The 23,926-nt window shown below is 51.4% G+C and carries 17 protein-coding genes and 1 pseudogene; 10 read left to right on the top strand and 8 right to left on the bottom strand.

Translation table 11 applies throughout. The features are described from left to right. Nucleotides 1–25: 25 nt before the first annotated feature. The 8 genes and pseudogenes from C7W93_RS09485 to C7W93_RS09450 form a co-directional block, all read right to left on the bottom strand. Nucleotides 26–862: pseudogene (locus tag C7W93_RS09485) on the bottom strand (LysR substrate-binding domain-containing protein); the annotation flags it as partial. A 162-nt stretch (nt 863–1,024) separates the two neighbouring features. Then, entirely contained in the window at nt 1,025–1,999 is a 975-nt protein-coding gene (locus C7W93_RS09480; protein ID WP_108440571.1) for a branched-chain amino acid ABC transporter permease, read from the bottom strand. Nucleotides 2,000–2,007: 8 nt separating this feature from the next. Further along, nucleotides 2,008–2,892: a branched-chain amino acid ABC transporter permease gene (locus C7W93_RS09475; RefSeq protein ID WP_108439786.1), complete on the bottom strand. Its 885-nt coding sequence runs from the start codon at nt 2,890–2,892 to the stop codon at nt 2,008–2,010. Between the two features lie 128 nt (nt 2,893–3,020). Beyond that, on the bottom strand, nt 3,021–3,773 hold the full coding sequence (locus tag C7W93_RS09470) for an ABC transporter ATP-binding protein (protein WP_108440570.1): 753 nt from the start codon (nt 3,771–3,773) through the stop codon (nt 3,021–3,023). 5 nt (nt 3,774–3,778) lie between these two features. Next, on the bottom strand, nt 3,779–4,546 hold the full coding sequence (locus tag C7W93_RS09465; RefSeq protein WP_108439785.1) for an ABC transporter ATP-binding protein: 768 nt from the start codon (nt 4,544–4,546) through the stop codon (nt 3,779–3,781). A 26-nt stretch (nt 4,547–4,572) separates the two neighbouring features. Further along, a complete protein-coding gene (locus tag C7W93_RS09460) occupies nt 4,573–5,814 on the bottom strand; it encodes an ABC transporter substrate-binding protein (protein WP_108439784.1) in 1,242 nt (413 codons plus the stop codon). A 199-nt stretch (nt 5,815–6,013) separates the two neighbouring features. Then, nucleotides 6,014–7,522: an FAD-dependent oxidoreductase gene (locus C7W93_RS09455; RefSeq protein WP_108439783.1), complete on the bottom strand. Its 1,509-nt coding sequence runs from the start codon at nt 7,520–7,522 to the stop codon at nt 6,014–6,016. Nucleotides 7,523–7,663: 141 nt separating this feature from the next. Beyond that, nucleotides 7,664–9,145, bottom strand: coding sequence for an aldehyde dehydrogenase (locus C7W93_RS09450; RefSeq protein ID WP_108439782.1), 1,482 nt, complete (start codon nt 9,143–9,145; stop codon nt 7,664–7,666). Nucleotides 9,146–9,521: 376 nt separating this feature from the next. On the opposite strand from C7W93_RS09450, the gene C7W93_RS09445 reads away from it, so the two are divergent. From C7W93_RS09445 to pheT, 10 genes are all read left to right on the top strand, one after another. Continuing rightward, on the top strand, nt 9,522–10,082 hold the full coding sequence (locus C7W93_RS09445) for a DUF2846 domain-containing protein (RefSeq protein WP_161539911.1): 561 nt from the start codon (nt 9,522–9,524) through the stop codon (nt 10,080–10,082). 111 nt (nt 10,083–10,193) lie between these two features. Further along, nucleotides 10,194–11,360 carry an efflux RND transporter periplasmic adaptor subunit gene (locus C7W93_RS09440; protein WP_108439780.1) on the top strand — a complete coding sequence of 389 codons (1,167 nt, stop codon included), beginning with the start codon at nt 10,194–10,196 and terminating at the stop codon, nt 11,358–11,360. Next, on the top strand, nt 11,353–14,448 hold the full coding sequence (locus C7W93_RS09435) for an efflux RND transporter permease subunit (RefSeq protein ID WP_108439779.1): 3,096 nt from the start codon (nt 11,353–11,355) through the stop codon (nt 14,446–14,448). Before C7W93_RS09440 ends, C7W93_RS09435 begins: the two co-directional genes overlap by 8 nt. A gap of 92 nt (nt 14,449–14,540) precedes the next feature. Further along, nucleotides 14,541–16,019, top strand: coding sequence for an efflux transporter outer membrane subunit (locus C7W93_RS09430; protein ID WP_108439778.1), 1,479 nt, complete (start codon nt 14,541–14,543; stop codon nt 16,017–16,019). Between the two features lie 758 nt (nt 16,020–16,777). Next, nucleotides 16,778–18,685 (top strand): threonine--tRNA ligase, encoded by a 1,908-nt coding sequence (gene thrS / locus C7W93_RS09425; protein ID WP_108440569.1) that lies wholly within the window; start codon nt 16,778–16,780, stop codon nt 18,683–18,685. A 60-nt stretch (nt 18,686–18,745) separates the two neighbouring features. Continuing rightward, nucleotides 18,746–19,267, top strand: coding sequence for a translation initiation factor IF-3 (gene infC, locus C7W93_RS09420; RefSeq protein WP_108439777.1), 522 nt, complete (start codon nt 18,746–18,748; stop codon nt 19,265–19,267). A gap of 213 nt (nt 19,268–19,480) precedes the next feature. Further along, on the top strand, nt 19,481–19,678 hold the full coding sequence (gene rpmI / locus C7W93_RS09415) for a 50S ribosomal protein L35 (RefSeq protein ID WP_108439776.1): 198 nt from the start codon (nt 19,481–19,483) through the stop codon (nt 19,676–19,678). A 23-nt stretch (nt 19,679–19,701) separates the two neighbouring features. Continuing rightward, nucleotides 19,702–20,061: a 50S ribosomal protein L20 gene (gene rplT, locus C7W93_RS09410; protein ID WP_108439775.1), complete on the top strand. Its 360-nt coding sequence runs from the start codon at nt 19,702–19,704 to the stop codon at nt 20,059–20,061. A 202-nt stretch (nt 20,062–20,263) separates the two neighbouring features. Next, nucleotides 20,264–21,280: a phenylalanine--tRNA ligase subunit alpha gene (pheS, locus tag C7W93_RS09405; RefSeq protein WP_108439774.1), complete on the top strand. Its 1,017-nt coding sequence runs from the start codon at nt 20,264–20,266 to the stop codon at nt 21,278–21,280. A gap of 92 nt (nt 21,281–21,372) precedes the next feature. Beyond that, entirely contained in the window at nt 21,373–23,799 is a 2,427-nt protein-coding gene (gene pheT, locus C7W93_RS09400) for a phenylalanine--tRNA ligase subunit beta (protein WP_108439773.1), read from the top strand. Nucleotides 23,800–23,926: the final 127 nt, after the last annotated feature.

Here is a 23,926-nt window from a genome sequence, read left to right as displayed (position 1 = left end):
GATAGTGTGCTGAGGCCTTGAGCAGCCATCCTAGGAATAACTGCACCGCTTGCGAGTTTTGCTTCTGTTCAGGGACTACAAAATAATAGTCTTTTACGCCGGGCACCAAGACGTCCCACGGCACGGTTAGCTGGCCCGATGCGATATCGTCCACAACGTATGTCCGGGGGACCAATGCAATGCCTGCCCCCATACGGGCCGCGTCGATCAGCATTGCGTACATCGTATAGCGTGGACCCTTCAATGCTTTTGCATCGGGGCAACCCGCCAACTCAAACCAACGCGACCAGGCCTCGGGGCGACCGGTTTTTTGCATCAAAACATAGTCAAGCAATGCGGATGGATGCTGGCAAGTCGGGCCACCGATCAGCGCAGGACTACACACCGGAATCAGTTCTTCCGTGAACAGATACGTGCTGATGGCGTTGGCCCACACCGGATGATTAAAATGAATCGCCGCATCGAATGGATCTTCAGAAAACAGAAACGGCTCTTCCCGTGCCGTGACGTGGATGGTCACCTCGGGATGCAGTTTATTAAATTCGTGCATGCGTGGCATCAGCCATTTGAGGCCAAAAGTCGGCAGTACCGCCAACTCTAACGAGATGCGCCCAGCATCATGCGCCATCGTCAGGGTGGTATCCATTTCGAGCTTATCCAGACTTTGCTGCACCAGCAAGCTGTAGCTTTTGCCTGCGTCGGTCAGTTGCAACCGCTTTTTGACCCGGCTGAATAATTTAACGCCGAGATAATCTTCTAGCAGGGCGATCTTTCGGCTGATCGCGCTTTCGGTAAATGCCAACTCTTCGGCGGCGCGGGTAAAACTGAGATGACGCGCGGCTGAATCAAATGCCTCCAACATACTGGTGCTGGGAATTTTTCTGCGCATTGATTTTGTTCCATGAAGAACTACATTAAAACGATCGATGACCGTTACGTGATTCTTCATTTTAGCATCGCACAATGGACAATTTGGGGACAGTGAAGACAAGAATGTTGCATGACCCAGGTTTAACGGCGAGCGTCAGACAAACAATTTCGAACGACGGCCTAAAGCGGCCATTTCACCGACAATACCTTTGCGAAATGCCAACACGCACAGGATGAAAATAATGCCGGTTACGATCGTTACCGAATCGCCCAAGGTACTGAACCATGGAATATGCGTCACGCCCGCCAGCCAGTTGCCGATATCGCCTAGTTTATTCTCTAACATGACAATAATGATCGCCCCGACGATAGGACCGATCATGGTCCCTAAACCACCGACTAGCGTCATTAAAACTACCAGGCCGGACATGCTCCAATGCACATCGGTTAGCGTCTGAAAGCCCAGCACCAGTGCTTTGAGCGATCCGGCCAGACCGGCCAATCCTGCCGACAAAACAAAGGCCAGCAGTTTGTAGTGATTAACGTCATAACCAAGCGAGATCGCGCGCGGCTCGTTTTCTTTAATCGCGGTCAATACTTGGCCAAACGGGGAGTGAATGGTGCGTACGATGAGCGCAAAACCGGCGACGGTAATTGCCAGCACGACGTAGTACAGCGTTAAATCATTTTCTAAATTGACCATTCCCAGCAGCTTGCCACGCGGGATGCCTTGCAAGCCATCTTCGCCGCCAGTAAAGGGTGCTTGCAGGCAAACAAAGAAAAGCATTTGCGCTAACGCAAGGGTAATCATGGTGAAGTAAATGCCACGCCGACGAATCGCCAGAACGCCAATCAGCAGACCAATCAATGCGGCGATAGTGGCACCAAGTAATAATGCGATTTCCATTGGCAGGCCCCAGACTTTTAGCGCAAGTCCGGCAATATACCCGGCGCTACCGAAAAAAGCGGCATGGCCGAACGACAATAAACCGGTGTAGCCGATCAGCAAATTAAAGGCGCACGCAAACAAGGCGAAGCACAAGATTTTCATCAATAGCACAGGATATAAACCAAACGGCGCAGCCAGTGCGGCGAGCAATAAAATGCTGTAGCCGATTTTTTTATTCATCATAGGATTTATTTTTCTTTGCCGAACAATCCGGCAGGCCGAATCATTAATACGATAACCATGACGATAAACACCACAGTCGACGATATTTCTGGATAAAACACGCGTGTCAGACCTTCAATGACGCCTAGCGCCAGGCCGGTAATGATCGATCCCATGATAGAGCCCATGCCGCCGATCACGACCACTGCAAATACTACAATGATCAGGTTCGAGCCCATCAGCGGCGACACCTGAATCACTGGTGCGGCGAGCACGCCAGCGAAGGCTGCCAACGCGACGCCGAAGGCGTAAGTCAGCGTCACCATCAGCGGTACGTTGATTCCAAACGCTTCGACCAGTTTAGGATTTTCCGTTCCTGCGCGCAGATACGCACCCAGACGGGTTTTTTCGATCACAAACCAGGTGGAAAAACATACTATCAGCGACGCCAGAACGACCCAGCCACGATAGTTGGGAAGGATCATAAAACCCAGATCAGTTGCACCTTGCAGCGACTCTGGCACCGAATAGGCCTGACCGGAAACACCATAAACGGTGCGAAAAACGCCTTCAACGACTAATGTAATACCAAAGGTTAATAACAGGCCATACAGATGGTCCAGTTTATATAGCCAGCGCAGCATCGTTTTTTCTATGATGACGCCAAACAGACCAACGATTAGCGGCGCAAGAATTAACATTAGCCAGTAGTTCAAGCCGAAATAAGTTAATCCCATCCAGGCAACAAATGCCCCCAGCATATAGAGTGCGCCGTGAGCGAAATTGATCACATTGAGTAAGCCAAAAATGACCGCCAGACCCAGCGATAGCGTAGCGTAAAAGGAGCCGTTCACCAGCCCCAGCAATAGCTGGCTGAAGAACGCAGTTAAGGGAATGCCGAATATATGCATGAGGCGTGTTAGCTGTAAATGTTAGTTAATATGGCGCGTGAATGATGAATGATGAATGATGGTTGTTAACTGGTCGCCGGTGACTTGCGGGTGATGCGTTCGCTGGTGAAATATAACGATCGCTTTACTCAAACTCCTAGCAAAGCATTCAGCGTCTCGGTCTTGGCTTCCAATTCGGACGAGGCGAATGACTCGACGATCTGGCCATGTTCCATTACATAAAAATGGTCGGCAAGCGGTGCTGCAAAACGAAAATTTTGCTCCACCATCACAATCGTGTAACCCTTAGCCTTCAAGGTCTGGATCATCCTTGCCAATGCTTGCACGATGACCGGTGCCAGGCCTTCCGATATCTCATCCAGCAACAGCAAGCGTGCGCCGGTTCGCAAGATGCGTGCAACCGCCAGCATTTGCTGTTCGCCGCCGGAAAGGCGCGTGCCCTGACTATTTTTGCGCTCTTTTAAGTTAGGAAAAATATCGTATATTTCTGCGACCGACATACTCTTGTCTGCGCTTGAAACAAGCGGTGGAAGCATCAGATTTTCTTCGGTCGATAATGATGAAAAAATTCCCCGTTTCTCCGGACAATATCCGACTCCGTGTTGCGCGATTTTGTAGATCGGCAAGGCGATGGTTTCATGGCCGTTGATCTTGATCGATCCTTTGCGAGTGCCAGTTAAGCCCATAATGGCGCGCAAAGTGGTCGAGCGGCCCGCGCCGTTGCGCCCCAGTAGCGTGACTACTTCGCCCTGATGCACGGTCAGATTCACGTTGTGCAAAATATGTGATTCGCCATACCAGGCTTGCAAGTCAGAAATCTCAAGTACTGGCGGGTGATCTGCCGATGTTGATGCCGATCTGGGCATAGTTGCAGTGCGCATTAGCATCAATGTGCTCCTTCCAGACTACCTTCAGAGACGCCCATATACGCTTCCATCACTTGTGGATTATTGGTTACTTGCGCATACGTTCCCTCGGCCAGCATCGCGCCGCGTTGCAGAACACTGATGCGATCGCAAATGCCCGCGACGACGTGCATATTGTGTTCAACCATCAGAATAGTGCGACCGGCAGACACTTTCTTGATCAGCGCGGTTACCCGATCAACGTCCTCATGTCCCATGCCTTGTGTTGGTTCGTCTAGCAGCATCAGTTCCGGGTCCATCGCCAGCGTAGTCGCAATTTCCAGCGCACGCTTGCGACCATAGGGTAAATCGACCGTAGTCGTCGCAGCGAAGTCAATCAGATCGACTTCATCCAACAGCGCCATCGCACGTGTATTCAATTGCTTCAGAGACTCGCCACTGCGCCAGAAATGAAAAGATGTGCCAAGTCGGCGTTGTAATCCGATCCGTACATTTTCCATCACACTCAAGTGCGGAAAAACTGCAGAAATCTGGAACGAGCGGATAATCCCTTTACGCGCGATCTGCGCTGGTGCTGCGGCAGTAATGTTATTGCCGTTAAACAAAATCTGGCCCGATGTCGGTGCCAGAAATTTTGTCAGCAGATTAAAACAAGTCGTTTTCCCGGCTCCATTCGGGCCGATGAGAGCGTGGATATGACCACGCGCGACACGTAAATTAACAGCACTGACGGCTGTAAAACCCTGAAACTCCTTGGTCAGGTCTTTGGTTTCCAGAATGGCATCCATATTATTTTCCTAGCGCCTGTTCTGGATCACTTCTTGGCAAAAGCACAGCTGCCGCTAGCGAGTGAAGGGTAAGCCTCCGTGCCAGGAACAGTCGCCAGTAAGTTGTAATAATCCCAAGGCCGTTTCGATTGCGCCGGTGATTTAACTTGCATCAAATACATGTCGTGTACCAACAAACCATCGGCGCGTATCTTACCGTTTTTGGTATAGAAATCGTTGACCGGCGTTTCCTTCATCTTCTTCATTACCGTATCGGCGTTGTCAGTCCCGGTTGCCTTAACCGCATTCAGATAATGCATTGTGGAGGAATAATCAGCAGCCTGAATTGCAGAGGGCATTTTGCCTACGCGTTTGTAGAAGCGCTCAGACCACTTTCTGGTTTCATCGTTTAAATCCCAATAGAAACCTTCGGTAATGTACAGCCCCTGTGCAGTTTTTAATCCTAAAGCATGTACATCATTGATGAATACCAGCAACCCTGCGAACTTCTGTTTACCAGAAGTAAGCATGCCGAATTCAGCCGCAGTCTTAATCGAATTGATGGTATCTGAACCAGCGTTGGCCAGCCCTATAACTTTTGCGCCGCTGGATTGCGCCTGCAACAAATAGGATGAGAAGTCTGAAGTATTAAAAGGATGCTTAACATTGCCGAGGACCTTACCGCCGTTGGCTTCCACGACCGCGCTTGTATCGGCTTGCAGCGAGTAACCGAAGGAGTAATCGGCAGTCAGAAAGTACCAACTGGTGCCGCCTTGTTTAACAATGTATTTACCGGCGACATTGGCCAGCGCGGCGGTGTCGTGGTTGTAATGCAGACTATACGGCGTGCAATCTTCGTTGGTGACACGGGTTGTGCCGCCGCCAGTGACAATCGCGATACGTTTCTTTTCCGCTGCAATTTTGATCGTGGCAAGCGCTGTGGCCGAGCCGGAAATATCAACGATCATATCGACCTTGCGTTGATCAATCCACTCGCGTGCGGTCGATGCGGCGACATCTGCTTTGTTCAAATGGTCGGCTGCAATGACCTCAATCGGTTTGCCATCTACTTTTCCACCAAAATCCTCCACCGCCATTTTTACGGCTTCTACCGCGCCTTTACCGGCGAAATCTGAAAAGGTGCCGCTGAGATCGGTCAGCACGCCGATGCGGACGACATCGTCTGAAATCTTTGGGACGGGTTGCGATTGCGCGACCGTAAGTGGACCGAATATTGTTGCGCAGATCGCGGTTATTTTTAGCGCGCCATGGACGAAATTGGTTTTCATATATGTCTCCTGATGAAAGTATTTATTTCTTGTTTGATGTCTACATTGCTGCGAAGTCCGAAATTGAAGGTGCAAAATTCCCTCAATGATCCAACTGGTCATCGGTCGTTCCGGTCAACTTTTTTGGGTAAAGATAGTGCTGTCGCTAAATGTCTATTTTGTTTATTTTTCTTGAATTGGTAGTGCCGTCTAGCGTTGTTTATTGCACGTTCGTTTTGCTGCGAATTGCTGCGTGTTCACCCGCTATTTTTCCAAAAACTGCGCCCCGCAATACCGATGTCGCGCCGGTATAAACTTGATAGTAGAGACCAGCCGATTCACCGGCCGCATAAAGCCCTGGAATCGTCCGCCCGTCATGATCAATCACTTGACCAAGCTTGTTTGTCTTGACGCCGCCATACGTAAAGCAAATTCCGGGAATAATCGGATAGGCGCAAAACGGCCCTTGGTTGATCGGCCGTGACCAATGCGATTTATTGATATCCAAACCTTGCGTTGCCAATCCATCCTCTTTCAGCGGCGAAAATTCGCCATCAGTACAGGCAGCGTTGTATTCATCGATCGTGCGGATGAAGGCGCTTGCCGGCAGATTACAGGCTTGCGCCAATGCCTCCAGCGTGTCTGCCTGGATGGCTGGTTGGTCGGTACGTATGCTTTTTTTCCAATTGGGAACATCATTGATGCGCTGATCGAACACGACATAGGCAATGCCGTCCGGTTGTTCGCCGATATCGCGGGCGATATGGTCATAGTGGGCATCGACCGGGCCGGGAGCCTCATCCAGAAAGCGCTTTCCGCGTTTGTTCACCAGTACGCCGTAGGAGAAATTCATGACCAGCGCTTCGGTTTCCTTCGAGCGTGGATCCAGTGGTTCGGCATGATATGAGCCGAAATCCCCGGCAGGTGCAGCGCCAGCATTCAGCGCCATACGAATGCCTTCGCCGCGATTGTAATAGCCGCCCGGTGCCACCGGCCGTACAAACTTAGCGCTGTTGCCCAGATATTGGGTCAACATTTCTGGATTACCTTCAAAGCCACCAGACGCAATCATCACGTTTTTTGCGTACAAGGTTTGTTGCTGGCCACCTTCGCCAGTGACCAATACCTGCAAATTACCCTGCGTATCTGCACGCGTCATTTGGCTTGCCGTGGTGTGATATTTAAAGGTGACACCAAGTTTCTCTGCCTCAGTCAACAGCGCTTCAAGCATTGCAAGACCGCCGCCGACCGGCATCAAACGCGGTGCTGCTGCTGTGACGAAATAAGTTGGTAGCGTATCAAAACGAATGCCGAAACTTTTCAGCCATTGGACGGTGGGTCCGGCTTGTTCCGACAGTGTCGAAATAAGCTCGGGGTCTGGCATGCCGTGTGCCTTGACATACGGCGGCCAGGTGGCGTATTCGGCTGCCACTTCATGGACAATATGCGGGTCTAAATTGTAACCAGCATTGGTGATCAGTTTTTCCTCGAAATCGTCGCTGACTTCATTGTCATTTTTCATGCGGAAATAAGATTCGGTCCAGCGCGTATTGCCGCCGAATTGCTCTCTCGCGGAACGTTCCAGCACGACGACGCGGGCACCGGCAGTAGCCGCTGCTACCGCTGCGGAGAGACCGGAAATACCGCTACCGATGACGAGAAGGTCGGTATCTTTATTGGTAACTTTATTGGCATCAATACTCGCCGCAGTTTCTGATGATGTATGCATAGTGCGTACCTGTTCTATTTCTCTAATGTTGCCGGTTGTTGCGGATGGCTACCGACGCGATGAGCGAACGGGGTTCGCTCATCTTTCGTGAAAATCGCGCGTCGAAGCCATAACATTTCCGACGCAATAGACGACCGCTCTTTAATACTTGCGCACAAAAGGATCCGGCATGTCTAAATCGGTCGAGATCCAGACGCTCTTCGTCTCCAGATATTCTTTTACCGCCTCAATCCCGCCTTCACGGCCCAGACCGCTATCTTTATAACCGCCGAATGGGGTTGTAAAACTGGTTGAGCGGTAATTATTCACCCAGACCGTACCTGCCTTGATTTTCTCCGACATCAGCATCGCACGGTGCAAGCTCTTCGTCCAGATACCTGCAGCCAGTCCAAAGCGAATGTCATTGGCGATCCTGATAGCGTCCGCTTCATCCTTGAACTTGATGACCGCCAGCACCGGCCCAAACACTTCTTCCTGCGCGATACGCATGCTGTTGTCCACGTCGACGAAAATGGTGGGTTCCACAAACTGTCCGGCCCCAAAACCCTCGCCGGTACGGGCGTTTCCGCCCAAGATGCAACGCGCGCCTTCATCTTTACCGATTTGGATGTATTCCATGATTTTTTCAAATTGCGGACGCGTAGCCACCGGGCCGACTTGCACATCCGATCTGGTTGGGTCGCCCAGCTTGGCTTTGCCAGCGATAGCCAGCAGCCGCTCTATGAATTCATCATGTATGTCTTCTTGCAGCAGCAGGCGTGAACCGGCCATGCAAGTCTGCCCACCTGCTGAGAAAATGCCCGTGATGACGCCGTTGGCTGCGCGGGTCAGATCGGCATCGTCGAAAATGATGTGCGGCGATTTTCCGCCTAGTTCCAGCGATACACGTTTTAAGTGCTGTGCGGCTAACAGGTTTACTCTCTTTCCACCTTCGTCGCCGCCAGTGAAGGCGATGCGCGGTACTTTTGGATGCGTTACCAGCGGCTCGCCCACTTCATTTCCAAAGCCAGTGATGACGTTGAATACGCCCGGCGGAAAACCAGCTTCGATGAATAACTTTGCTAATTCAAACATCGATGCAGAAGTATGTTCTGAGGGTTTAGCGATGATGGTATTGCCCGCGCATAATGCCGGGGCTATTTTCCACGCAGTCAGCAGCAAAGATGAATTCCAGGGCGTAATCGTCGCGACCACGCCGATTGGCTCGTAACGGGTGTAGTTGAAAACCTTTGGTTTATCCATCGGGATCACCGCGCCCTGAATCTTGTCTGCGAGTCCTCCGTAGTAATAAAAATACTTGGCCATGTAGCGCACCTGACCACCGACTTCGCTGGACAATTTGCCATTGTCACGACTTTCGGCAAGGGTCAGGTTATCTGCATTCTTTTCGATCAATTCACCAAGTTTGTGCAGCAACAGACCGCGATCGGTGGCCGACATCGTGCCCCACGGACCGTCCATTGCGGCGGACGCTGCTTCTACAGCGCGGTCGACGTCTTCCTTGTTGGCGCGGGGGATTTCTGCCCATGCTTCACCGCTGAACGGATCGAGCGTATCAAACCATAGTCCGGAAAGTGGATCGACCCACTCGTTGTTGATGAATAATTGATAGCGTTGCGTCATGCCTGCCCCCATTTGGAAAAGATGTGTAATGTGTATTTCGACGGAAAATTATTGTTCTTTTTGGGGTGCGCTAGCAAACGATGAATAGGAACGAGTTCATGCGCATTTGGAATTAACTATCAGCGGTTTAACGGTTTCTGGGGACGAGTGGGGCTGATTTTCTTCTCAATGATGCGCAATCCGCATGCTGCGCTTCTTGATTTTTTCTTATTTATTTGCAGTCGCTGGTGTTTGTCAGGGTTTTGTCAGGTTTCTTTCAGGTTTCTGACAGAATCAATCGGTAATCTGTTGTCATCCCTTCATGGGATCGCAGGATATCTGGCGGTTAGCTGGATCTTCTGTGCCATTTCCCTACTGGCGCACGAAGTCGCATTTTATGAATTTTCCTCTCAACCGTATTTTTAGTCTGGCGCTGCTGTTGGTCGGCATTACCGTGCTATTCCCCGCCAAGGCGCAGGATGCACGCGTGCCATGCCAACGGTTTTGGCATCAAATTGCCTGCGTTTCAGTTCCGCTGGCAACGCCCGCTGACGATGCGCAGGCCAAGCAATTTGACGCGCCATCCGATGCGGTGGCAAAAATTTACCTGGCGCGGTCAGGCACCATGGCACCACTGCAAAAATCAGATATTTTTCTAGACGGAAAATGGATCGGCACCTTGGCGCCGTTGACTTATCTGGTCATTGAAACCAATCCAGGCACACATACTGTGAATGCAAGCGATCCCAAAAATGGGAAGCATGATAGCTTTTCGATGCAGGTTGAAGGCTATAAGAATACCTATCTGCAAGAGCAGCTATATCAGCTTTTCAATGCTGAAAAAATCACCTTCAAGATCGTCGACCAGCAGACTGGACAAGCTGCTGTGTTGGCATCCAAATTGATCAGTCCGGCAACGCAGCCCGCTGCCAGCATTGATCGTCCCCCCAGTCCCTGACGCTACTTTTGCAACTCGGTACGCAATAACGCGGTTGCAAAAAAATGCAAGAAATTGAGGCGTTCTAACGATTAAGCCAGTGATACAACGATATTTATTTAAAGTCCCATCATGCAAAAATCACTCCCGCAACAAAAAAAACCCGTATTCATCATCGCCATCGCTATTTTCGTCGCTGTGTGTATTGCCTGGGTAGTGGCAATCGGCGTCGGCAAAAGTCTGGCGCACGCTACTGAAGTCCGTCCTGAGCCGAATTTTGTCCGCAGCGGCGAAGAAATTTCTATTCCTGCGCAGTCCGCCTTACGCGACAGAATTGTGGTCCAGGCGGTAGAGGCGCTTGGAAGCGACCATACGTTGGCATTGCCAGCGCAGGTAGAAGCCGATCCTGCGCGTACGGTAAACATCGTGCCGCCAGTGGCCGGGAAAGTATTGGAATTGAAAGTAGGTCTAGGGGATCACGTTAAAAAAGGCCAGCTGTTGTTAGTGCTGACATCGGGCGATTTTGCGCAAGCCACGGCGGACCAACAAAAGGCCCGCGATGCATTACAACTGGCTAACAAAGTGCTGGAACGTCAGCGCGGCGTGCAAGATGCCGGTGCGGGTGCAGCCAAGGATTTGGAGCAAGCTGAAAGCGCGCATATTCAAGCGCAGTCGGAATTTACCCGCGCCGATACGCGCGTGAAGTCTTTGAGCGCCGCAACCAACGGCAGTGCCGCGAGTAATGGACAGCGCCTGAATATTGTTGCGCCTACCTCCGGTAGCATTACCGCACTAGCCGTCGGCGTCGGCCAGAGCCTTAACGATCCGACTGCCGTATTGATGACAATCGCAAATCTGGATAGCGTCTGGGTCACCGCCAACGTGCCAGAAAATATGCTGGCATCGGTTAAGAACGGTCAGTCAGTGGCGATCCGTTTTCCTGCCTATCCTGACAATGCGTTTCAGGGAAAAGTCGCCTTTATCAGCGATGTTTTACAGCCCGATACACGACGTGCTGCGGTGCGCATCAGCATGCCAAATGCCGATGGAAAGTTGAAGCCGAATATGTTTGCAACGGCGGCATTTAGCGTCGTACAAGCAGCGGCCCCAACGGTGCCGACGTCGGCCTTATTGATGAACAATGACGACACGACGGTATTTCTGGAGTTGACGCCGTGGACTTTTGTCCGGCGCAAGGTGACGATAGGCAGTGAAGATGATGGTAGTGTCCGCATCCAGTCAGGACTTAAGTTGGGCGATCGCGTCGTGACTAAGGGCGGAGTGCTCTTAAATGATTAATAACATCGTTCGCTATTGCCTGCAAAAGCGTTATGCAGTGATTCTGGTGACGATTTTGGTAGCGTTATTTGGCTATTATTCCTGGACACGGATGGCGGTAGAAGCCTATCCGGAACTGTCCGACGTTTCCGCTCAAGTCACCACCCAGGCCCCCGGTCTGGCTGCTGAAGAAATCGAACAGCAAATCACCATCCCGCTAGAACGCCAGTTAAGCGGCACGCCCGGATTGGTGCACATGCGCTCGTCCAGCACGTTTGGGTTGTCGCTGATTACGCTGACGTTTAAAGACGGTGCAGAAGATTATTGGGAACGTCAACGCGTGACCGAACGAATGGCGCAAGCTACGTTGCCGACCGGGATCACACCTAGTCTTGATTCCGTCAGTGGCCCATCGGGCGAAATTTATCGTTATACGCTGGAATCGGATAGCAAAAATTTGCTGGAATTGTCCGAGATTCAACGCTGGATTGTCATGCCCGAATTACGGCAAGTCGCGGGCATTGCCGACGTTGGTAATTTCGGCGGTTTGACGATGGAATATCAACTTGAAGTCGATCAGGATCAGTTGCAGCGTTTTGGTGTGTCGCTGTCCGATGTGACGACCGCAATCAACAACAATAACGCCAACGCAGGCGGCAGCCGGATTTCACGCGGTGAACAGGGTTATGTGGTGCGTGGCATCGGCATGATGCGCAGCTTGACCGATTTGGGCAATGTCGTGGTCAAGCAAGTCAATGGCGTACCGGTATTGGTGCGTGATTTGGGCAAGCTGCAATACAGTCATCAAGAGCGCCAGGGAATTCTCGGCAAGGACAATAATCCTGACACGATTGAAGGGATTGTCAAACTGTTGAAATATCAAAATGCCTCAGAAGTGATTAAGGATGTGCATGCCAAAGTTGCGCAATTACAGAAACAATTAGCACTGCAAGGTGTCCGGATTGTTCCGTACATTGATCGCGACGAATTGATTCAACTCACCGTGCATAAAGTCAGTCATACCGTGATCGAAGGTATTGGTCTGGTGTGTATCGTTTTGATCCTTTTTCTGGGCAGCCCACGCAGCGCATTAGTGGCGGCAGTGACTATTCCACTGGCGCTGGTGGCGGTCTTTATCATGATGTATCTGACCAAGATGCCAGCGAATTTATTCTCGTTGGGCGCGATTGATTTCGGCATCATTGTCGATGGTGCGATTGTCGTTACTGAGGCAATTTTGCGGCGGCGCGAAGCCAAGCCGACGGAAGAATTAAGCGAGGCGGAAGTCCGTGCTGCTACCACTGAAGTCATCAGGCCAATTTTCTTTGCGACGTTGATCATTATTGCCGCGTATTTGCCCTTGTTTGCGTTTGAACGTGCCGAAGGAAAATTGTTGTCGCCGATGGCATTTACGGTCAGTTATGCGTTGCTGGGCGCGTTGTTGTGTAGCATCGTTTTGGTGCCGGGATTGGCATATATGGCGTTGCGCAAACCGCGTCGTATTTTCCATAATAAGCCGCTCGAATGGCTGAGTGCAGGCTATCGTAAAACGCTGGGAAATTTATTAAATAAACCGGTAATTGCTTATGGCATTGGCGCTATCGCATTGGTGGGCGTGATTGTGTTGGGTGGTGCGACTGGTCGTGAGTTTATGCCGCAATTGGATGAGGGCACGCTGTGGCTGCAAGTGCAGATGCCATCCGGTCTGTCGCTGGAAAAAGGCAGTGAAATGGCGGCTGAGCTGCGCCGTACATTGCTGTCGTTTCCTGAGGTTTCTTACGTTGTTACCCAGCTTGGGCGCAGTGATGACGGGACCGATCCGTGGACGCCCTCGCATATGGAAGTGCCGGTGGGATTGAAGCCGTATAGCACGTGGCCCAACGGTGAAAATAAGGCTGAATTTGTACGACGCCTGAATGCGCGTTTGGTGCAGCTGCCGGGATTTTCGGTCGGGATTAGTCAGCCTATCAGCGATGGTGTGAATGATGCTGTCGGTGGTGCGCATAGTCCACTGGTAATCCGCGTTTATGGCGATGATTTTAAAGAACTGCGACGTATCGGCAATGATATCGTTAACGTCTTGCACGGTGTCAGAGGCAGCGCCGATGTGTCGATTTTTCAGGAACCGCCGATTCCACAGATGGTGATCGATATTGATCGTGCTGCGGCTGCCCGTCTGGGTATCAATATCGCGGATATTTCGAACCTGATTCAGACCGGTATTGGCGGCGCGCCAGTGACGCAAATGTATGTTGCCGATCGTATCTATAACGTCTCGGTAAGGTTTCCGAAAGATAGCCGCAACGGGCCGGAGGCGTTGGGTAATTTGTTGTTGACAGCATCCAATGGCGCACGGATTCCGTTGTCGCAACTGGCGCATATTCGGACCAGCACTGGCGAGAGCACGATTACGCATGAAAGCACGCATCGTCAGTTAACCGTGCGGCTGGATTACGCGGACCGCGATTTGCTGTCCTACTACGAAGAAGCGCAAGCCAAGGTGGCTAAAGATGTCCATTTCGATCATGCGAAATATCGTCTGGAATGGGCGGGACAGTTTGAAAACCAAGAACGGGCCCAGGCACGGCTGATCGTTGTATTCGGTCTGGTGCTGGGTTTGATGGCGATTATTTTATATGCCGGATTTGGCAAGCTGCGTCAGGCGTTATTGATCTTGGGCGTGGTGCCATTGGCCGCGCTGGGCGGATTGGTTGCGCTGCAAGTTACTGGCAACACGATCAACGTGGCGACCGGCGTCGGCTTCATTGCGTTGTTTGGCGTGGCGGTGCAAAACGGCATCATTATGGTCTCTAATATTAATCGGGTGCGACAACAGGGAATGGCGTTAATGGAGGCAGTATTGGCGGGCGCTTCCGAACGTTTCCGCCCGGTCTTGATGACCGCGACGGTGGCATCCGTTGGGATGCTGCCAGCGGCGTTGGCGACCGGTGTTGGCACAGACGTGCAGCGTGGTCTGGCGACGGTCGTTGTGGGCGGATTGGTGGTTGCTACATTGCTGACGCTGTTTATTTTGCCGACATTTTATTTTGCGCTGGAACGCTGGATCGAACGCCGTAAAGGGATTGCCAGACCGCTTGATGGTCGGTAATCGATAGTCGGAAATTAGTCGGTGATAGCGTGCTGATCCATTGCACACGATAAAAGTGTAGAGGCTTGAAAATAGGCTTAAAGATGAAGAACATGAAGAAAACATTATTGCGCTCTGTTGCAGCGCCTTCAATATTGCTTGTGGCGTTATCCGGCTGCGCGGTTGGTCCGGATTTTAAGCAGCCGGATGCGCCGACGGTGCAGGGTTATACCAAAACGCCGTTACCGGATAAAACAGTTTCTGCCGATACCACTGGCGGCACAGCGCAGGAGTTCGTTGCTGGCATGGATATTCCGGCGCAGTGGTGGACATTGTTTCAATCGCCGCAGTTGAACGCGGTGATTACGCAGGCGCTGAAGGCTAGCCCCGATCTGGCTTCGGCGCGGGCTGCATTACGTGCAGCTGATGAGCAGGTGGCGGCGCAACGGGGCAGCTATTTCCCTAGTGTTGATGCTAGCCTGGCACCTACTCGGCAGAAGCTGGCCGGGACGCCTGCTCAGGGTGAAGTGTCGCCGTTTAATTTGCATACGGCGCAGGTTAATGTGGCTTATACGCTGGATGCTTTTGGTGGCAATCGGCGTCAGGTGGAAGATTTGCAGGCGCAGGCTGGGCAGCAGCGATTTTTGCTTGAGGCGGCTTATTTGACGTTGACGTCTAATGTTGTTGCGACTGCCGTGCAGGAGGCTTCGCTGCGGGCGCAGATCGGGGCGACCGAGCGGGTTATTGCGATGCAGACTTCGTTGCTGGGATTGTTGCAGCGTCAGTATGCGTTGGGGGATGTGGCGCAGGCGGATGTGGCGACGCAAGAGGCGACATTGGCGCAGACGCAGGCTACTTTGCCGCCATTGCAAAATGCGTTGTCGCAGCAGCGGAATCGCTTGACTGCGTTGGCGGGGCGGTTTCCTAGCGAAGAGTTGGATGAGAAATTTGTGTTGTCTGGGTTGCAGTTGCCGCAGCAGTTGCCGGTGAGTTTGCCGTCGCAGTTGGTGCGTCAGCGGCCTGATGTGCGGGCTGCGGAAGAGCAGTTGCATGCTGCGTCGGCGGCGGTTGGCGTGGCGACGGCCAATATGTTGCCGCAGATTACCTTGAGCGCGAATATTGGAAGCTCTGCGACGCAGTTCGGGAACTTGTTCACTAGCGGCACTGGGTTTTGGGGGTTGGCTGGTGGGTTGACGCAGCCTTTGTTTGCTGGTGGGGCTTTGTTGCATAAGAAGCGGGCTTCGGAGGCGTTGTTAGAGCAGGCTGCGGGACAGTATCGGAGTACGGTGATTGTGGCGTTTCAGAATGTTGCGGATAGTTTGCGGGCTTTGCAGTTTGATGCGGAGACGTTGCGGGGGCAGGTTTTGGCCGAGCGGGCGGCGGCGCGGAGTGTGGAGATTGCGCGGAGATCGGTTGGGTTGGGGGCTAGTAGCCCGCAGACTTTGCTGGCGGCTGAGTTGATTTATCAGCAGGCGGTGATTAATTTGGCGCAGGCGCAGGCTGGGAGGTTTGCTGATAGCGCGGCGTTGTTTCAGGCTTTGGGGGGAGGTTGGTGGAATCGGGGGGAAATTTTGGCTGATGGTTTGCGATAGGTTTGTTGGTTGATTGGACGGGTATGTCCTCCGTCGATGCAAGCCGGGGGGGGCAGCCGGTTACTTTTTCTTGTTTCAGACGTCCCCCGCAGAATAAGTAACCAAATAAGTAACCAAAAAGAAGGCGACCGCAGGTATTGCGGTCCTTCGGGCCCCCAAATTTCTTAGCTGCCCTTCTGGTAGAAGGACCAATTCGCCTTTGGCTCAAACATGTCCTCCGACAATTCCCGAGTGACAGCTAAGAAATTTGACAGCGCTACATGACGGGGTACCTCAACTGTCAGTTTAAAAACAGAGTCAACTTCAAAGGTGGTTGCGTCGCCAAGTTCAAGAACAGCTTCAAAGATGGTTGCGCCTGCAACTTCAAAGGCAACTTCAACTGTCGTTGCGCTTGCAAGTGCAACGGCACCGTAACTTTAAGGCTACAGTTATCGGTTTTTTGGTGGGTTGTATAGTATGTGGCTTGGCATGAATTCTAAATTTTCTGGTATCATCCGAAAATCTTCCGCTAATAAGCGGGCGGTATTTAAATGTAGATCAATATCTGTAAGAGCGAGAAAGGCATCCTGGTTATGACACCGCGAACTACCACCACAATCTGTGCGCGACGCTAGTCGAGGTCTTTTTCTGTTCGAAAAAGCGCGGCTGGTCCGCGTTTTTTTTCGTCTGCGTTTTTGTACTGTTTTTTAGCATTCTTCATTCATTTTATTTAATTCGGCATCGTTGCAATGCGCGCGATGGCTGATATAGGACTCACTATGGTTTCAGTCACACTTCCAGATGGTTCACAGCGCCAGTTCGATGCGCCACTGACAGTTGCGCAGGTTGCCGCTAGTATCGGCGCGGGGCTGGCTAAGGCGGCTTTGGCGGGGAAGGTCGATGGCGTGGTCGTCGATACTTCTTATTTGATCGAGCGTGATGTGGCGCTGGCGATTATTACTGATAAGGATGCTGAGGGTTTGGATGTTATTCGGCATTCGACCGCGCATTTGTTGGCTTACGCTGTTAAGGAGTTGTTTCCGGATGCGCAGGTGACTATCGGGCCGGTGATTGAGAATGGCTTCTATTATGACTTTGCTTATAAGCGACCGTTTACTCCGGACGATTTGGTAATTATCGAAAAGAAAATGGCGGAGCTGGCTAAAAGAGATGAGCCGGTGACCCGTAAAGTATTGCCGCGTGACGAAGCGGTCGCTTACTTCAAGTCGATTGGTGAGGCTTATAAGGCAGAGTTGATTGAGTCGATTCCTGCGGATCAGGATGTTTCCTTGTATACAGAGGGCAGTTTCACCGACTTGTGTCGCGGGCCGCACGTTCCTTCTACCGGCAAGCTGAAAGTCTTCAAGCTGATGAAGTTGGCGGGCGCTTACTGGCGCGGCGACGCAAAGAATGAAATGCTGCAACGTGTGTATGGCACTGCCTGGACTAAAAAAGAGGATCAGGAAGCCTATTTGCATATGCTGGAAGAGGCTGAAAAGCGCGATCACCGCAAGCTCGGACGCGCGTTGGATTTATTCCATATGCAAGAAGAAGCGCCGGGCTTGATTTTCTGGCATCCGAAAGGCTGGACTATTTGGCAACAAGTTGAACAGTTCATGCGCCGGGTTTATCAGGAAAACGGCTATCAGGAAGTAAAAGCGCCGCAGATTCTGGATCGTTCGCTGTGGGAACGTACCGGGCATTGGGAAAATTATCGTGACAATATGTTCACAACTGAGTCGGAAAACCGCAGTTATGCGCTAAAACCGATGAATTGCCCCGGCCATGTCGAGATTTTTAATGCAACTTTGCATAGTTATCGTGATTTGCCGCTACGTTTTGGTGAGTTCGGCCAATGTCATCGCAATGAGCCGTCCGGTGCGTTGCACGGGATGATGCGAGTGCGTGGTTTTACGCAGGATGATGGACATATTTTTTGTACAGAAGAGCAAGTACAGAGCGAAGTCGCCGCCTTTGATAAAGTGGTGCGCGAAGTCTATGACCGTTTCGGCTTTACCGAAGTCGCTGTAAAGCTGGCTTTGCGTCCTGAAAAACGGGTTGGCGAGGATGACGTCTGGGATACTGCTGAGAATGCATTGCGCGATGCTTTGCGCGCCTCTGGCACTTCTTGGGAAGAATTGCCGGGCGAAGGCGCGTTTTATGGGCCAAAAATTGAATACCATTTAAAGGATTCAATCGGACGTTCATGGCAGTGCGGCACGATGCAGGTCGACTTCTCTATGCCGGGTCGTCTGGGCGCAGAATATGTCACAGAAGACAATAATCGCAAGGTACCGGTCATGTTGCATCGGGCCATCGTTGGATCGCTGGAGCGCTTCATCGGTATTTTGATTGAAAACCATGCCGGAGCGATGCCGTTGTGGCTGGCACCAGTGCAAGTTGTCATTTTGAATATCTCCGATGCGCAGTCGGAATACGTCAAAACTGTTGCACAAACGCTGAAGAAACAAGGGTTTAGAGTAGACGTCGATTTGCGTAATGAGAAGATTACCTATAAAATACGGCAGCATTCTTTGCAAAAACCGCCTTATATCCTCGTTGTAGGTGACAAGGAGCGTGATGCAAATACAGTGGCCGTGCGTGCGCGGGGCAATGTCGATTTGGGTGTCATGTCAATTGACGCATTGGTAGAACGCCTCAAAACTGAGGTCGAAACCAAAGCCTGATCGGGAAAGTCCGGAGCGTGGGAGCACGGCTTATTTATTTGATTTTTAAAGGAAACTGCAATAGCTACGGACAAGTCACATCGCATAAATGGTGAAGTAACAGCACCTGAATTGCGTCTCAGCGGCGTTGAAAACGAACCGCTCGGTATCGTTTCCCTGGCAGAAGCCTTTCGTTTGGCTGAAGAGGCAAACGTAGATCTGGTGGAAATCGCGCCGACTGCGCAGCCTCCGGTAGCGCGTTTGATGGACTATGGTAAGTTTAAATACCAGGAACAGAAGAAAGCGCACGAAGCCAAATTGAAGCAGAAGGTTATTCTGGTGAAGGAAGTTAAATTCCGTCCAGGTACCGATGATGGCGATTACGGCATCAAGCTGCGCAATCTGACCAAGTTTCTGGAAGACGGCGACAAGACCAAGATCACATTGCGTTTTCGTGGTCGCGAAATGGCCCATCAGGATATCGGTGTGCGCATGCTGGAACGCCTGAAATCTGATCTGGAGCCGTTCGGACAAGTCGAGCAGTGGCCTAAGATGGAAGGGCGTCAAATGATCATGATCATTGGCCCTAAAAAGAAGAAGTAAGTAGTTAATATTTACTTCTTTTATCAGTTTTGTGGCGGAGTGTGCGTTTTACTGCACTTCGTCCAAAAGCAGCAGACTTGATTCTGCTGCAAAATCTGGTCACGGAATAAGGTGGCGAGGTTTAAACAAGTGAGAGTAGGCATCCAAGCGCAACGATTGTTGCCACCTGCAATCATGTTAAAAAAGGAGCTGTCCTGAAGGACAGATAGAATCATGCCAAAAATGAAAACGAAAAGCGGTGCTAAGAAGCGCTTTCGCGTCCGTCCGGGTGGTACTGTTAAACGCGGTCAAGCGTTTAAACGTCACATTCTGACCAAAAAAACGACCAAGACCAAACGCCAATTGCGCGGTTCAGTCGGTGTCCATGATACAAACATGGTCTCTGTTCGTTCAATGTTGCCAAACGGCTAACCTCACACTATTAAGGAGTTACTATGCCTAGAGTAAAACGTGGGGTTACAGCTCGTGCCCGCCATAAAAAAGTATTAGCCCTTGCAAAAGGTTACCGTGGTCGCCGCAGTAAGGTTTACCGTGTTGCCAAGCAAGCAGTTATGCGCGCTGGTCAATATGCTTACCGTGATCGCCGTAACAAGAAGCGCGTTTTCCGTGCATTGTGGATCGCCCGTATTAACGCTGCTTCCCGTGAGCATGGCGTAACATACAGCGTATTCATGAACGGTCTGAAACGTGCTTCTATCGAACTGGACCGTAAAGTCCTGGCCGATATGGCAGTGATGGACAAGCCAGCGTTTGCTGCGATTGTCAATCAAGTTAAAGCCAACATCGCTGCATAAGTGATTTTGTAGTTTGCTAAGCGGCCGATTGATAATGCGTAGTGCTGAGTAAGATTACAAGTAATTATCACTGAGTATTATTATTTATCATCAAGCAGCGTAGCAATCCAGAGCGGGGCAGAGGTCAACACCTTATGCCCCGCTTGTGCTTTCAGTGCCAATTTGTTTTATTTATAGATTCCGTCGGAGCAGGAAAAACTGCATGAATTCCCTAGAACAACTTGTAACGCAGGCGCAGGCTGATTTTGTCGCCGCTATCGATGCTGCCGCGCTCGAAAATGCCAAAGCCAAATATCTTGGCAAAACCGGTCAAATCACGGAGCAAATGAAGGGGCTGGGTAAGCTGGCACCTGAAGAACGCAAAGTGCAGGGTGCCGTCATCAATATCGCCAAACAGCAGATCGAGAACGCGCTGACTGCGCGCCGTGATGCGTTGGCAGATGCGCAGATGCAAACGCGCTTAAACGCTGAGGCCATCGATGTTACCTTACCGGGACGTGGTCGCAGTGTCGGTGGTATTCACCCGGTAATGCGCACCTGGCAACGGGTTGAAGAGATTTTCCGCTCGATTGGTTTCGATGTGGCCGACGGCCCCGAAATCGAAACAGACTGGACCAATTTCACCGCATTGAACAGCCCCGAAAATCATCCGGCGCGCTCAATGCAAGATACTTTCTACATCGAAGGCAACGACACCCAAGGCAAGCCATTATTGCTGCGCACGCATACCAGCCCGATGCAGGTACGTTATGCGCGGATGAGTAAGCCGCCGATCAAAGTGATTGCGCCGGGTCGTACTTATCGGGTCGATAGCGACGCCACCCATTCGCCGATGTTCCATCAGGTCGAAGGATTGTGGATAGCTGAAGATATCAGCTTCGCGGATCTTAAAGGCGTGTATTTGAATTTCGTCAAAGCGTTCTTTGAAACAGACGATTTGCAAGTACGTTTTCGCCCCTCTTATTTCCCGTTTACCGAACCTTCCGCTGAGATCGATATTGCCTTTGGCAGCGGTCCGCTCAAAGGTAAATGGCTAGAAGTTTCCGGTGCCGGTCAGGTACATCCAAGTGTCGTGCGCAATATGGGCCTTGATCCTGAGCAGTACATTGGTTTTGCGTTCGGCTCCGGCCTCGAACGCCTGACGATGCTGCGCTATGGCATCAACGACTTGCGTCTCTTCTACGAAGGCGATTTGCGCTTTTTAAAGCAATTTAATTAAAGCTGGTCACCCAAGATGTCTCGGATCATGCGCCTTATTTACGACGCGCAACTGATCCGAGTCTTCCCTGATAGTTTTTGAAGGTTTACCCTATGCAATTCTCTGAAAGCTGGCTGCGTACCATGGTCGATCCGAAGATGACTTCGGACGAACTATCCCATTTGCTGACAATGTCTGGCCTTGAAGTGGAAGAGATCGCGCCCGTCGCGCCACCATTCACGCAGATCGTCGTCGGCCACGTGCTTGAGATCGGCAAACACCCGAACGCTGACCGGCTCAATGTCTGTCAGGTGGACGTTGGCACAGGGACACATTTAACGATCGTATGCGGCGCTGCGAATGTGCGCGCCGGTCTTAAAGTGCCGTGCGCAATGGTGGGCGCGATCCTGCCACCGGGCGCAGACGGTAAGCCTTTCGAGATCAAAATAGGCGAGTTGCGCGGCGTAGAATCGCAAGGCATGCTGTGTTCCGCCCGCGAATTAAAGCTGTCCGAGGATCATGATGGGTTGCTGGAATTGGCCGATGATGCCCCAGTCGGCATGAATTTCCGTGATTATTATGAGTTAAACGATCTGAAATTTACGATCAAACTCACCCCAAATAAAGCTGATTGCCTGTCCGTTCTGGGCGTTGCGCGTGAAGTATCCGCTTTGACTGGTACGCCGCTCAAGCAGCCGACATTTGAAATCGTCAGCGCAAATATTGCTGACGCATTACCGGTCAAAATTTCCGCCCCTGACTTATGCGGCCGTTTTTCAGGTCGTATTATTCGCGGTCTGAATGCCAAAGCTGCGACACCGCAATGGATGAAGCAGCGTCTGGAGCGCAGCGGTCAGCGTTCGATTTCAGCACTGGTGGATATCTCCAACTATGTGATGCTGGAATTGGGACGACCGACCCACGTATTCGATCTGGATAAAATCCATGGCAGCCTCGATGTGCGTTGGGGCAAAACCGGCGAATCGCTAAAACTGTTAAACGGCAACACCGTCAGCGTTGATGAGTGGATCGGTGTGATTGCCGACGAACAGCAGATTGAGTCGCTGGCGGGCATCATGGGCGGCGATGCGACAGCTGTATCGCTCGATACACAAAATATTTATCTGGAAGCCGCATTTTGGTTTCCGCAAGCGATTCAAGGCCGTGCACGTCGCTTCAATTTTTCGACCGATGCTGGCCATCGCTTTGAGCGTGGCGTTGATTTCGCTACCAACGTTGAACATCTCGAACGCATCACCGCGCTATTAATCGATATCTGCGGCAATGCAGATACCAAGATCGGCCCTATCGACGATCAGCAGGTTAATTTGCCGCAGCGATTGCCAGTGACTATCCGCACCGCACGCGCCGTCAAAGTCATCGGTGTGCCGCTGACAGATGCATTGATTGCCGACATCTTTACGCGTCTTGGTTTGACTTTCTCGCAAGAGCCGGGTGTATTTCAGGTGACGCCACCATCGTATCGCTTCGATATTGAAATTGAAGAAGATCTGATTGAAGAAATCGTTCGCGTGTACGGATTTGAAAACATCCCTGCATTGCCGCCAGTTGCGCCAAACACGATGTTTATTGCGCCGGAAAATACGCGCTCGTTGTTCGCCATTAGTCATAAACTAGCCGCGCTAGATTATCAGGAAGTGATCAACTACAGTTTTGTCGAAGAAGCGTGGGAAGTTGACTTTGCCGCTAACGCGCAGCCGATTAAACTACTCAATCCTATTGCCAGCCAGATGAGCGTCATGCGTTCGTCGCTGGTCGGCAGCCTGGTCGCCAACGTTAAATACAACCTGAATCGCAAGGTTAGTCGGGTACGGATTTTCGAGGCCGGTACGGTATTCTCGCGCAATCCAGACGTGCAAGATGGCCCACTATCGGTAGCAGGTTTCGATCAGCCTAAACACGTTGCCGGATTAGCCTACGGACCGTATGCCGAAGAGCAATGGGGCCAACCTGGCCGGGCGGTGGATTTCTTTGATGTCAAGGCGGATCTTGAGGCGCTGTTTGCGCCAATAACATTGCGCTTTGCCAAAACAGAGCATCCGGCATTGCATCCGGGCCGCGCAGCGCAAGTACTGCTAGACGGCAAAGTAGTCGGTTTTATTGGCGAGCTACATCCGCGCTTGCAGCAGAAGTATGAGCTGCCTTTGGCACCGGTCGTATTCGAAGTTACCGCAGATGCTTTGCAACAACGCGCGATACCAAAATACGCCGAACTATCAAAATTTCCAGCCGTCGTCCGTGATCTTGCTGTGGTGGTGAAACAGGGTGTTCCAGCGCAAGATTTACTGGATATTTTTGCCGCCGAGAAGCGTACTAACAATGCTTGCCGAATTCTGCAAGCCTTTGTTTTATTTGATGAATATCACGGCAAGGGACTGGAAAATGACGAAAAAAGTCTTGCTTTCCGATTTACCTTGCAAGATACTGAAAATACCCTGCAAGACGACACCGTGGAAGCTGCTATGACCGCTTTGATTGCTGCAGTCAGCAAACTTGATGGTGCGAAACTGCGTACCTGAACAGACTCGGCAGACGCGGAAATTGTTAAAAAAATAAATTAGTGGAATGCCGCGCCGACTTTATTTACGTCGGCGCAGCGGGTGGTTTCATCAGTTGTTGGAACACGACTAAGCGTTGCGTCGATTG

It is taken from the genome of Glaciimonas sp. PCH181, assembly GCF_003056055.1.
Taxonomy (GTDB): domain Bacteria; phylum Pseudomonadota; class Gammaproteobacteria; order Burkholderiales; family Burkholderiaceae_D; genus Glaciimonas.
Note: the sequence above shows the minus strand (reverse complement) of the source record. Positions and strands in the feature narration are given on the sequence as shown.

Bases quoted from the DNA above. Each gene is read 5' to 3' on its own strand.
- C7W93_RS09460 (WP_108439784.1), bottom strand. From the start codon at position 5,814: ATGAAAACCAATTTCGTCCATGGCGCGCTAAAAATAACCGCGATCTGC.
- C7W93_RS09480 (WP_108440571.1), bottom strand. From the start codon at position 1,999: ATGAATAAAAAAATCGGCTACAGCATTTTATTGCTCGCCGCACTGGCT.
- C7W93_RS09465 (WP_108439785.1), bottom strand. From the start codon at position 4,546: ATGGATGCCATTCTGGAAACCAAAGACCTGACCAAGGAGTTTCAGGGT.
- C7W93_RS09435 (WP_108439779.1), top strand. From the start codon at position 11,353: ATGATTAATAACATCGTTCGCTATTGCCTGCAAAAGCGTTATGCAGTG.
- pheS (WP_108439774.1), top strand. From the start codon at position 20,264: ATGAATTCCCTAGAACAACTTGTAACGCAGGCGCAGGCTGATTTTGTC.
- C7W93_RS09445 (WP_161539911.1), top strand. From the start codon at position 9,522: ATGAATTTTCCTCTCAACCGTATTTTTAGTCTGGCGCTGCTGTTGGTC.
- C7W93_RS09440 (WP_108439780.1), top strand. From the start codon at position 10,194: ATGCAAAAATCACTCCCGCAACAAAAAAAACCCGTATTCATCATCGCC.
- thrS (WP_108440569.1), top strand. From the start codon at position 16,778: ATGGTTTCAGTCACACTTCCAGATGGTTCACAGCGCCAGTTCGATGCG.
- C7W93_RS09470 (WP_108440570.1), bottom strand. From the start codon at position 3,773: ATGCGCACTGCAACTATGCCCAGATCGGCATCAACATCGGCAGATCAC.
- C7W93_RS09475 (WP_108439786.1), bottom strand. From the start codon at position 2,892: ATGCATATATTCGGCATTCCCTTAACTGCGTTCTTCAGCCAGCTATTG.
- rpmI (WP_108439776.1), top strand. From the start codon at position 19,481: ATGCCAAAAATGAAAACGAAAAGCGGTGCTAAGAAGCGCTTTCGCGTC.
- rplT (WP_108439775.1), top strand. From the start codon at position 19,702: ATGCCTAGAGTAAAACGTGGGGTTACAGCTCGTGCCCGCCATAAAAAA.
- pheT (WP_108439773.1), top strand. From the start codon at position 21,373: ATGCAATTCTCTGAAAGCTGGCTGCGTACCATGGTCGATCCGAAGATG.
- C7W93_RS09450 (WP_108439782.1), bottom strand. From the start codon at position 9,145: ATGACGCAACGCTATCAATTATTCATCAACAACGAGTGGGTCGATCCA.
- C7W93_RS09430 (WP_108439778.1), top strand. From the start codon at position 14,541: ATGAAGAAAACATTATTGCGCTCTGTTGCAGCGCCTTCAATATTGCTT.
- C7W93_RS09455 (WP_108439783.1), bottom strand. From the start codon at position 7,522: ATGCATACATCATCAGAAACTGCGGCGAGTATTGATGCCAATAAAGTT.